Source organism: Lysinibacillus sp. BSL11, from assembly GCF_052928325.1.
The window spans coordinates 70,358-82,966 of sequence record NZ_JAVGCX010000019.1 but is presented as its reverse complement, the minus strand read 5'-3'; the positions used below and the strand labels follow the sequence as shown (position 1 = coordinate 82,966).

Genomic DNA, 12,609 nt, shown 5'->3' with positions numbered 1-12,609 from the left:
GCACGCCGCCAGCGTTCGTCCTGAGCCAGGATCAAACTCTCCATAAAAGAAATTTGATTAGCTCAAATTGTTTTGCTGGCATCATGTTTGATGTCCAAAATTGTGTTTCGTTCACTAGCTAAACTAGTTACTTAAAACTTTATTGATTACGTTTTGCTTGTTCAGTTTTCAAGGTTCATGTTTTGCTTTATTTTAGCGTGTCACCCTGGCGACTTGTATAATACTACACCCTTATTTTTAAAAGGTCAACACTTTTTAATAAAAAACTTTAATTTTTTTATTATCAAAGTAAAACTTCCTATATTAATAACTACCAAATCTATTCACAAGCTAGCTCAATGTTAGACCATGAACTAGAAAATAATTTTATCATAATTTCCTACAAAAAAATAATAGATCTTTAAAAAAACAAAAAACTCGGTAAAGAAACCGAGTTTTTAAAATGGGAAAAAGAACGGGATGGCTATCATCATCACAATAAACATAACAAGTTGTAACGGAACCCCTATTCTTACGAAATCCATAAATTTATACCCCCCCGCCGTCATTACCAGTGCATTCGTAGGGGAAGCAATTGGCGTAGCAAATGCCATACTTGCTGCAACTGCGACTGCAATCATAAATGTTGTGGGACTAACTTCCATTGCAATGGCTGCACTCATGGCAATGGGTGCAAACAATACAGCAGTTGCCGTATTACTAATAAATTGACCAAAAACAGCTGTCAAAATATAAACTCCTATGAGTACGCCGTATGGTCCGAAACCACCTAAAGCATTAATAATACCATCAGATAAAATGGTCATGCCCCCTGTTTTTTCTAACGCTGTCGCCATTGGTAACATGGCAGCCACTAGCACAATACTTTCAAAATTCATATTGCTATAGGCATCTTCCATGTTTCTCAAGCAACCTGTTAAAATCATAAGTACAGCACCAATCATCACAGAAATGACAGCAGGGAAAATTTCAAATGCCATCAAAATAATCATGAATAACATAATAATCCCGGCAATTCCAGCTTTGCCTGTAGCCGCTGCCACACTTGCGTGTTCTTTCGGCTGTCCGACAACCACGACATCTTGCGTTTCTCTTGCTAACAAAAGTATTTCATCCCATGCTCCCTGTACTAATATTGCGTCTCCAAATTTTAATTTGTGAGATACCATATCCTGAAGCTTGTAACCACCCTTACGATTAATACCAATGATATTTAGATTGTATTTTTCCCGGAATCCAAGGGAACTAACCGTTTCATTGATAAAGCTCGAATTGGGGGTAAGCAATACCTCAGCAATACCCAGATGCTTCGATACCAATTCATCGGCTTCTCCTTCAACTAATCCTTGCATCTCAAGATGATAGTCCTCAACAAAACGACGGATATCCTCTATTTCTCCTTGAACATATAACTCATCCATGGCATGAATGACACTAGTTGGTCCTGCCATTTCTTGATAAGTCATCGGTAGTAAATTAATGCCCTCCTGTGATTTCCGATGAATTTTCATCATACAAAGCATATACTTAGCTGGTAGTTTTAATTCCGCTAACGATGTTTCAATAATAGGTGACGCCTCAGGAACGGAGATTTTAAATAGACGATTATTTAAATCATATTGCTTAATAATTTTTTTTGGTGAAAGTTTATAACCTTCATTGGTCTGTGTACGGTTTTGATCCTTTGGTAATAAAATATTTCTTACAATTACTAAGTAGATAATGCCAGCAATCATCCCCACGATACCAATAGGAGTTACTTCAAAAAAGCCAAGTTTGTTATAGCCTCGATCAACCAATAACTGACTGACAATTAAATTGGTTGGGGATGCAATCAGTGTCATCAAACCAGAAAGACTTGCTACATAGGAGAGTGGTAGTAGAAATTTAGAAGGGCTAATTTTCATACTAATTGCTATACTTACAACGATTGGCATCATTAAGGCGACAGTACCCGTATTACTCATAAATGCACCAACCGATCCTACAATAATAAGTAGTAGCACAAATAACTTCAGCTCACTATTGCCTGACCATTTTAGTAAGAGTTGGCCCGCCATGCCTGCCAGGCCCGTACGTAGGATCCCTGCACCCACGACAAATAACCCTGCAATCATTAAAACTACAGAGTTTGAAAAACCAGCTAATGCCTCCGCGGGCGTCAAAATATCCATAATGACAAATGCTAAAAGTGACACAATTGCTACAAGATCTGCTCGTATTTTATTGGTCACAAATGCGAAAATTGTTGCTCCTAAAATAAGAAATGTTAATGTAAGCTGCACATTCATGAATTCCTTTCTAACATTAATCATTATTAAAAATTGACAGCAAAAAATTTGTACCCATTACTATTTTTATTATAGCTTACCCTGAGCTCTATATGATAAAATTCACCATCTTTTCAAAATTAAAATAAGTGTGGTCGTATCCACACTTATAATGATAGCTACTCTATTTTATTTTTGATAAAGATTATGTTCTTTAATATAGTTGTAACAAGCAGTAGGCAAGAGGTATCTTGGTTCTCCCCCCATTGCAAATTCTTCTCGAATATAGGTAGAGCTAATTTCCATCGCTAGCCCTTTATCTATAAGATGGAATCTTCCATCATCATTATTTCTTAAAATTGGAGAACGACTAATGGTTGATAGCATATCGATGCCATGTCGTGCCATTACAATAAATTTATTCTCCGCTACTAATGCGTCGCCCTTTTTCCATAAACCTGCACCAATATCCACTAGTAAATCAGCACCCATAATAAAATGGACCTCATCCTCCGGGTTCTTCTCTCTAAAGTATTTCATGGTGTCATATGTGTAAATATTCCAGCCTTCTTGATCCATCTCATAGGAATCTGCAATAAAACGATCGTCCTTAGCAATAGCTAACTGAAGCATATTCCAACGATGTGTATCTGCTGTTTTTATGGTTTTATCTTTGCGTTTATTTGAACAAGGCAAAAAAATAACCTTATCTAACTTACATCGATGTGCCACAGTGCTTGCTGTCCAAAGATGGACATTGGTAATAGGATCAAATGATGAACCATAAATGCCTATTCTCGCCATCGTCTCTACCCCCTAGCAGTTGACTTTTAAATACGTTGTGAAATCTTTTCTTTTATTGCCTGTATGCTTGCCAGTTTATTGTCCCAACATGCTTGACTTAAATCGACTGGATATTCTTCCGGATTCATTGTTCGTTTATACTCACACCACAATAAATGTAAGTTTTCCTGTACATATTTTTGTATTTCTTGAATAGTTGGCTCCTCATAAACAATATTTCCATTTTCTATAATACTTTCATGTAACTCTTTTGCCGTAAAATTTGTAACAAATTTACTAATATACGTATGAATAGGGTGGAACATTTTCAATCTTTCTTCTTGCTGGATATTTTCCTCATCTAACGCTATATAGTCTCCCTCAGCATGACCATTCTCCGCATTAATAATACGGTAAACACGTTTACGTCCAGGTGTAGTCACTTTTTCAGGATTTGCTGAAATTTTAATGGTATCAACCAGTTCTCCACTTTCGTTTTCTATCGAAACTAATTTGTATACTCCACCAAGAGCTGCTTGATCATAGGCTGTAATCAGCTTAGTTCCGATTCCCCAAGCATCAATTTGCGCCCCTTGTGACTTTAAATGCATAATTGTATATTCATCCAAATCATTCGAAGCCATAATTTTAGCTGCTGTAAATCCTGCATCATCTAGCATTTTCCTCGCCTGTTTTGAGAGATAGGCTAAATCTCCACTGTCTAAACGGATACCAATAAAATTAATTTGATTCCCTAACTCCTTTGCTACGCGGATAGCATTAGGAACACCAGAACGTAGTGTGTCATAAGTATCTACTAGGAAAACACAGTCTTTATGGGCTGCTGCATATTTTTTAAACGCTGTATATTCATCTCGATAGGTTTGAATCATCGCATGGGCATGTGTTCCTGACACAGGAATACCGAATAATTTTCCTGCTCTTACATTGCTTGTTGCAGAGAATCCACCTATATAAGCAGCACGAGTTCCCCAAATAGCAGCATCAAATTCGTGTGCGCGGCGGGTTCCAAATTCCATTACCACATCCTCACCCGTCACTTGTTTGATACGTGAAGCTTTTGTCGCAATCAGGGTTTGGTAATTAACGATATTTAACAACGGCGTTTCAATTAATTGAGCCTCTGCTAATGGTGCTTCAATTCGCAAGATAGGCTCGTTAGCAAAGACCAGTTCTCCCTCTCTCATCCCCTTAATTGTCCCTGTAAATTTAAGTTCTTTTAGATATTCAAGAAATTCCTCGGGATACTTCCCCTCTTCTCGTAAATATTGAATATCGCTTTGAGAGAAACCAAAGTTATTAATAAACTCAATCACTTTTTTCAATCCAGCGAAAACTCCATAGCCATTGCCAAATGGAAGCTTTCTAAAATATAGTTCGAAAACAGCTTTACGTTGATGAACACCATCTTGCCAATAAGTTTGAACCATATTAATTTGGTATAGGTCCGTGTGTAACATGAAACTATCATCTACATATTTCATATTTTCCCCTCCATTCATGTTAAATAATAGTGGCACCTAGAGTATGCTCGAAATGATTTAACGCCCACTCATGTCCAGCTTGATTAAAGGAGGCGACAGCATTTTTATGAATAACGATATCGAACCCTTTATTATAAGCATCTACTGCTGTATGAAGAACACAAATATCTGTACAAACGCCGATTAAATGCAGCTCAGTAATTCCTCTTTCACGCAATTTCAATTCTAAATCTGTTCCTGCAAAAGCAGAATAACGCGTTTTATCAATGTAATAGACGAAATCTTGGTCTTTATTTTCTTCATATAATGAGTTTAATGCACCATATAACTCTCTACCTTCTGTATGACGAATATTATGAGGTGGGAATAGCTTTGTTTCTGGATGATAAACATCTCCCTTTTCATGAACATCTATCGCAAATACTGTAAAATCCCCGCTCTTAATAAACTCCTTTGTTAAATCAACATTTGCATGTTCGAGCAGTTGCCCAGGCTCTCCACAAGTAAGAGCCCCATCCGTCGCAACGAAATCCACTGTATAATCAATATTAATTAATGCACGCTTTTTCATCATTTCATCCCTCCATTTTTTAATTAGTAATACTTAAATTACAAATTACTTTCTTTAAAATAAACAGGAAAGACGGATCTTTCCTAATGATAGATAGACTCTACCATTTCGAAATCATTAAATGTATAGAGCTGGGAAGGCCGAAACGAATTTCTTTTTGTTTTCTTCGGTTTTCCTTCTTCATCCAATGCTTTTTCGATAAATGGTAATTTAGGTGCTTTTGTAAAGAATACGGAATCGTTAGAGATTCGTGGATCTTCTCCAACTGTTAGAAGTACTCGTTGCAATTCGGACAATGTAAACTCTTGTGGTAAAAAGTTTTTGGCAACAGTTGTTTGTATCATATCCCTTTTAATAAAATGCAACGCATCGGAAATGATTTTTCGATGATCGAAAGCTAATGGAAGCGTAAATACACTTTCTATATCGAACAGTTCTACATCATCTGCATCATCATTCGCTTGTCGTTGCTCAATATATGCCTCAGGAACAATGGCATAAAATGCATTCGAAATCATCCAACCACGTGGATCTCGATCAATCTCATCATAAACACCAAAATGTTGAACATGTAAACCTTCTACATTTGTTTCTTCTTTTAATTCTCTCTTTGCTGCAATAAAGGCAGTTTCTTTTTGATTTGCATCTACAAAGCCCCCAGGAAGCGCCCATTTCCCTCCTTCAATATTGGGATTTCCTTCAGCATCCTTAGTAGCACGCTTAATTAACATAATCTTTAGCGTCATGTTTGGCGGTGCTTTTTCCTCTGTTTTCTCTGAGGTAATTGTAAAAATAGCAATATCTGCGGTATATCCATCAGGTGTTAGATATTTTGAAGAATCATAATGTGCAAGCACTTCATCTTCGGTACGAAACTTTTTCATTGTATAACCCCTTCTATAATTACAAGGTTTAAGTAATTTGTAATTCGATAATTACTATTTATTAGAATTATAATCTTTCAGAAAAGCATTTGCAACTAATTTATAAAAAAAGCATAAATAAAGCTACTCAGCCTTATTTATGCCCATTATTATTATTGAACTTTCAGCAGAATTCCGTTTTGTACAACAACTTGCCCATTTTTGATTACTGTATGTGTATGGTTCATGCCGTAGAAATATTGCAGTTGCTTGTAATTCGCAACATCAAGGATAAGTACGTCAGCTTTTTTATGTGCTTCAAGGGAACCAATTTGCTCGCCTCGATTTAGTGCATATGCTGCATTAATTGTTGTTGCCGTTAATACTTCTTCCAATGTCATACCCATATGCATACAAGCTAAATTCATAATGAAGGGTAGACTCATTGTTGGGGATGACCCAGGGTTAAAATCTGTTGATATCGCCACAGGTACTCCCTCGTCAATCATTAGACGCCCTCTTGCAAAAGGTGCACGTAAGAAGAATGCAGTACCTGGCAGCAATACAGCAATTGTACCCGCCTCAGCCATTTTTCGAATTCCCTTATCAGAAGCAACTAACAAATGCTCCGCAGAAATAGCCTCTACTTCCGCAGCCAGCTCGGCGCCTTGATAAGGTTCGATCTCATCCGCATGTATTTTTGGGGTTAAGCCTAGTGCTTTTCCAGCCTCTAAAATGCGGCGGGATTGGTCGGGTGTAAAGACGCCCTTTTCACAAAATACATCATTAAATTCAGCCAACTCAAGTTCCGCCACTTTTGGCAGCATCTCATGGACCACACTATCCACAAATTCATCCTCACGCCCCTTATAATCACGAGGAACTGCATGGGCTCCCATAAACGTGCTAATGACATCGATATGATGTGTAGCTTGTAATTCTTTTGCGACCTCTAGCTGTTTCTTTTCCGTTTCCCAGTCCAAGCCATACCCTGATTTTGCTTCAACTGTTGTTACGCCATGCTTTAAAAATACATCTAAATGCTGCATTGTCTTTTCATATAATTCATCAAAGCTTGTTTCTCGTGTACACTCTGTTGTAGCATGAATGCCGCCTCCTGCATTCATGATTTCCATATAGGTAGAACCATTTAATCTCATATTAAACTCTTGCTCGCGTGTTCCACCATGCACTAAATGTGTATGACAATCCACTAAGCCAGGCATAACAATCTTACCAGTAGCATCAATCGTTTTTGCTTTCTTTATTAATTCTGGGTAGTCGGCTTTTATTTGTTCATAAGCTCCTACTGCTACAATACGCTCTTCTTCAATTAGAACACTGCCATATTCTATTACTGCAATTTCCTGCATTTGTTCTTTTGTACGTGGCCCTTGTGCATTACTTTTCAGTGTAATTACTTCATTTGCATTTTTTATTAGAATGGTCACTTCACATCACCCTTTAACATTGGTATATGGACACCTTTGTTTTTTGCTGTATTGATAGCAATATCGTAGCCTGCATCAGCATGACGAGCAACGCCCATTCCAGGGTCTGAAACTAATACACGTGAAATTTTTTCAGCGGCAAGCTCTGATCCATCTGCTACTAAGACTTGACCTGCATGCTGTGAATAACCCATTCCTACACCACCACCATGGTGTACGCTTACCCAGCTTGCACCACTCGCAGTATTAACAAGAGCATTTAAAATTGGCCAATCCGATACCGCATCCGAACCATCTAGCATCCCTTCTGTTTCACGATTTGGTGATGCTACAGAACCTGAATCTAAGTGATCACGGCCAAAGACAATTGGTGCTGATAATTCACCATTTGCAACCATTTCATTTACTTTTAATGCAAAACGATGACGATCACCATAGCCTAGCCAGCAAATGCGTGCAGGTAACCCTTGCCATTTCACCATTTTTTGTGCCATATCAATCCAATTGACTAGCCCCTCATCTTCTGCGAACATCTCTTTTGCCAGTGCATCTGTTTTATATATATCCTCAGGGTTTCCTGAAAGCGCCGCCCAACGGAATGGGCCCTTTCCTTCACAGAATAAAGGACGAATATACGCTGGTACAAAGCCTGGGAAATCAAAGGCATTTGTCACACCCATTTCTTTGGCATAGGCGCGGATGTTATTCCCATAATCAAATACTTCTGCGCCTGCCTCTTGGAACTCTAGCATTGTACGAACATGCTCTGCCATTGTTTCTTTTGCTTTACGCTCATATGTTTTTACATCCTCTTTGCGAAGTTTTAGCGCTTCTTCAAAGGTCATGCCATTAGGTACATAACCATTAATCGGATCATGTGCAGATGTTTGGTCTGTCACAAAATCTGGAATAATTCCACGATTCAACAACTCACGATTAACATCAGCACAGTTACCAACAAGGCCAATGGATGCTGGCTCATTTTGGTCACGTAATTTATTAACTAATGCAATTGCTTCATCTACAGTTTCTACAATATAATCACAGTAGCCTTCTTTGATTTTACGTTCAATGCGCGCACGTTCAACTTCAACAACTAAAATTACAGCTCCAGCCATTTTCCCTGCTAATGGCTGTGCACCACTCATACCGCCCATCCCACCTGTAAGGATGAATTTACCACGCAAATCAGCAGTGCCAAATACCTTTTTGCCTGCTTCTACAAAGGACAGATAAGTGCCTTGTAAAATTCCTTGAGCACCAATATAAATCCAACTCCCAGCAGTCATTTGACCATACATCATTAAATCTCTTTCTTCTAATTCATAAAAGTGATCCCAATTTGCCCATGCTGGTACAAGGTTTGAGTTGGCAATCAACACTCGAGGGGAATGCTCATGTGTACGGAATACAGCTACTGGCTTTCCAGATTGGATTAATAGAGTCTCATCATTCTCTAATTCTTTCAAAGATGCAATGATTTGTTCATAGCTTTCCCAGTTACGAGCAGCCTTACCAATACCCCCATAAACTATCAGTTCATCTGGATTCTCTGCCACCTCTGGGTCAAGATTGTTCATTAACATACGCATTGCTGCTTCCTGTGTCCAACCCTTACAAGTTAGTTCATTTCCACGTGGTGCACGAATATCTGTCTTAAATACCATTCAAAACACGCTCCTTTTCCTATTAAAAATAATGTGAATATTACTGTCTAAATCTACGGATAACTGAATATTCAGACTTAAAAACATATAAATATTTTTAAAGCAGAGGCTACTCGGTGTTAACCGAGCGACGCCTTTGCTCTTTCTTATCAAAAATTCAATGCAATTTACACATACTCATTTACTAAATCATTACTTGATAGTAGATATTTAGCCAATGCTTCAATTTCATCGCCAATTGGTTGATCGGCTAGCAATGGTGGACAGAATTCACGCACCTTCTTTAAGAATTTACTTGTAGTAGGAGATAATTGCTCTTCTGCCTTGTCTAAATGAATAGCCTGTGATGCACAAATCAATTCGATAGCTACAACGCGAGCAGCATTATGAACAATCTGACGTACTTGACGTGCCGAAGTTGTTCCCATACTTACATGATCCTCTTGGTTACCTGACGTAGGAATAGAATCCACACTCGAAGGATGTGCTAAAACTTTATTTTCTGAGACAATAGAGGCTGCTGTATATTGAGCAATCATAAGCCCACATTCAATCCCAGGGTTTGTTGCTAGAAACGGTGGTAGCCCTTCATTAAGTTGAGGATTTACCATGCGTTCTGTACGGCGTTCTGAAATATTGGCCCATTCACATACACCTATTTTCAAAAAGTCCATTGCCAAGGCTATTGGCTGTCCATGGAAATGCCCACCCGATAAAACCTCCCCGCTTTCTAAAACGATTGGATTATCAGTTGTTGCATTCATTTCAGTTTGAACACGGTCCTGTGCGTAGAAAAATGACTGCCAAGAAGCACCATGTACTTGCGGTATACAACGTAGTGAATAAGCATCCTGCATGCGAATTTCACCCTGCTTTGTCACACGTTTACTGCCATCAAGCCACTTACGAATACGCCCGCCCACTAATTCTAACTCTGGATGTGGTCTTACTGCTAAAAGTGCTGGATCAAATGCCGAGGTAATGCCCTTTAAAGCTTCCAGTGTTAAGCTAGCAGCCATATCCGCTGCAAGACCAATTCGTTCAGCTTCATTGACCGTTAATACACCTATACCCGTCATAGCTTGTGTACCGTTAACTAACGCTAGCCCCTCTTTAGCTTGAAGTCTAACAGGGGTTAATCCTGCTTGCTTTAGCGCTTCACTACCACTCATGAGTTCTCCGTTAAACTCAGCCTTTCCTTCTCCCACTAATACTAATGCCAAATGTGATAAAGGCGCTAAATCACCACTTGCGCCAACTGAACCTTGTGACGGAACAATTGGATGAACACCTTTATTAATAAGATTCAACAGTAGTTGGACAGTTTCCTCACGAATGCCAGAAAATCCTCTGGCTAAAGCATTGGCACGTAAAACCATCATTGCACGTACAACATCTGTTGGGAATGGTTCGCCAACACCTGTTGCATCTGATCGTAATAAATTTAGCTGCAATAGCTCAATGTCTTCTTCTTCAATTTTTATATTGCTGAGTTTACCAAACCCTGTATTCACACCATAAATTGTTTGGCCTTCAGCTAAACGCTTTTCGATACGCTCTCTACTTAAACGAATACGTTCTAAACTCTCTGTAGCAAGTGCAACTGTTGCTTGCCCCTTCACGATTTCCTCTATTTGTTGTCTTGTTAATGTATTGCCATCAAGCTCGATGATTGACTTCACATGACATCCCCCTATTCCCTATATGGCTATGTAAATAAATTATCTTCATTCATATTTTCGTAATTTGAAAACATCAGTATCAAATTTTTTAAGCGTTTTCATAACTAAAGTTGGCTTCTGCTGATGATCAATTACTCTATTTACATTGTACTAACTACCTTTTTCAGAATATAGAGAATTTTAATAGAGAAAACAAGACTTTTTTCAGATTACTATGTTATTTTTATTAATATAACCGTACTTTTGTATGAAACTTGAATATTTTAAGAAAGGCTGATGGTATGAAGCTGTTATTAATTGATCGCGATCCAACCGACCTCGCAGGAATAAAATGGTTTTTACATACATATTTCCCTGGAGATGTTGTGATTGAAATGTGTACAAGTATTTCAGAGGTGTCTCAACTCATTCGACAATTTGAACCTGACGCCATACTGTTAAATATCGATTTATTTCCTAATAATCGCTTAGCTGCTCTTTATCGTGATTTACAAAAGCTTTCTGGTGCCATTTTAGCCATGACAACAGAGCCATTATTTAAAAATGCGCTGAAGGCTATTGACTTACAGGTAGCACATCTTTTTGTGAAGCCTATTGATTTAGAGCTATTAAAGAAAAAACTCACAACCATTTCTCTTCGCACACCACAGATTACAGAAGATGCTCAAGAGACTACAAACGATTCCTTTTATAATCAATTATTTTTAGATAATAAATCAAGTTCAATTGAGACAACATTACATTTCACAATGATTGAACCCGAGCATACTGAAACCTTTAATAAGCTTTACAATTGGCTTCAACAAACACCGATTCACTTTCATATGAAAACCTACCCTCTATCTAATAGAATCGTATGTCTTTTTCAAACAAATGATATAAGGATTGTGGAAAAGGATGTACGTACACTTATGAAGGAATGGCGATTGATTAGTAATAGTTCTTTAAATATTGGGATATATGATGGAACACCTACAACCATTAAAAATATGTATACATTAACAAAGCGTGCACTACATCAAAGTTTTTATGAGGGCTTTGGCCATATTTTTTACGCGAGCAAACAATATGAAACTCAGCCCTTTGATCCCTTACTGACACCAGAAGAGCAACAATTACTAATAAGTAGTTTGGAAGATGGAAACCTAGAGGCCGTTAAAACATTTTTATACCGGCTTTCTAATGAAGGCATATATTATGAGCAAGATGATTTACGCATTCATCTGACGAGTGTCTTAGCACAAATTAGACGCTTTATGCTGAAATATAAATTACATGAAAAAGCGGTTATCGAACAAAACTACCGTCAGCTATTTCACTTAATTATTGAGCATCCTATATTTTATACGATTCTCAATGGGATTATTTCTTTCACGCAGACATTAATTGAGTTAGCAAGGGAAGCTCGAATAGAGAAACGAGCTGACTATGTTGAACTAGCTATAGAAGTAATTGATCAACAATTTAAAGATAGCGCACTGTCTCTTCCCTTTGTCGCTCAGAAGCTTGGAATAAGCCCCAATTATTTAAGTACGATTTTCTCAAAAAAACAAGGCTTGCCATTTAAGCGCTATTTACAGCAAGTAAGAATTCATCACGCCACAAAAATGCTGCTAGAAACAGATTTTGCTATTAGCGAAATCGCTCATTTAAACGGTTTTGATGATCCAAATTATTTTATAAAATTATTTAAGCAACAAATTGGTATTACGCCTAACCGATATAGAAAAAATTAAAAGATTGATTAAAATAATTTTCAATTAGTTGATTTCATTTTCAATAAAGATTTTTATCACACTGTCATTATCTTGATCTTA

General features: G+C 37.8%; 9 protein-coding genes. 1 reads left to right on the top strand and 8 read right to left on the bottom strand.

Annotated elements, in window-relative coordinates:
• Nucleotides 1-437: 437 nt before the first annotated feature.
• From RCJ95_RS20295 to hutH, 8 genes are all read right to left on the bottom strand, one after another.
• Complete coding sequence (locus RCJ95_RS20295) at nt 438-2,291, bottom strand: SLC13 family permease (protein WP_257520983.1); 1,854 nt, start codon at nt 2,289-2,291, stop codon at nt 438-440.
• A 168-nt stretch (nt 2,292-2,459) separates the two neighbouring features.
• Nucleotides 2,460-3,074 (bottom strand): nicotinate-nucleotide adenylyltransferase, encoded by a 615-nt coding sequence (gene nadD / locus RCJ95_RS20290; protein ID WP_274771279.1) that lies wholly within the window; start codon nt 3,072-3,074, stop codon nt 2,460-2,462.
• Between the two features lie 26 nt (nt 3,075-3,100).
• On the bottom strand, nt 3,101-4,558 hold the full coding sequence (locus RCJ95_RS20285; RefSeq protein ID WP_274771277.1) for a nicotinate phosphoribosyltransferase: 1,458 nt from the start codon (nt 4,556-4,558) through the stop codon (nt 3,101-3,103).
• Between the two features lie 19 nt (nt 4,559-4,577).
• A complete protein-coding gene (locus RCJ95_RS20280) occupies nt 4,578-5,132 on the bottom strand; it encodes a cysteine hydrolase family protein (protein ID WP_221681387.1) in 555 nt (184 codons plus the stop codon).
• Between the two features lie 80 nt (nt 5,133-5,212).
• Nucleotides 5,213-6,013, bottom strand: coding sequence for an NUDIX domain-containing protein (locus RCJ95_RS20275; RefSeq protein ID WP_369578351.1), 801 nt, complete (start codon nt 6,011-6,013; stop codon nt 5,213-5,215).
• Between the two features lie 152 nt (nt 6,014-6,165).
• Nucleotides 6,166-7,443: an imidazolonepropionase gene (hutI, locus tag RCJ95_RS20270; protein ID WP_369578350.1), complete on the bottom strand. Its 1,278-nt coding sequence runs from the start codon at nt 7,441-7,443 to the stop codon at nt 6,166-6,168.
• Nucleotides 7,440-9,110, bottom strand: coding sequence for a urocanate hydratase (gene hutU, locus RCJ95_RS20265; protein ID WP_369578349.1), 1,671 nt, complete (start codon nt 9,108-9,110; stop codon nt 7,440-7,442). Before hutU ends, hutI begins: the two co-directional genes overlap by 4 nt.
• A 167-nt stretch (nt 9,111-9,277) precedes the next feature.
• Nucleotides 9,278-10,783, bottom strand: a complete 1,506-nt coding sequence (gene hutH, locus RCJ95_RS20260) for a histidine ammonia-lyase (RefSeq protein WP_257522572.1) — start codon at nt 10,781-10,783, stop codon at nt 9,278-9,280.
• A gap of 290 nt (nt 10,784-11,073) precedes the next feature.
• Between hutH and RCJ95_RS20255 the strand changes: the two genes are divergently transcribed.
• Complete coding sequence (locus RCJ95_RS20255) at nt 11,074-12,528, top strand: helix-turn-helix domain-containing protein (RefSeq protein WP_369578348.1); 1,455 nt, start codon at nt 11,074-11,076, stop codon at nt 12,526-12,528.
• The last annotated feature ends 81 nt before the right edge of the window (nt 12,529-12,609 follow it).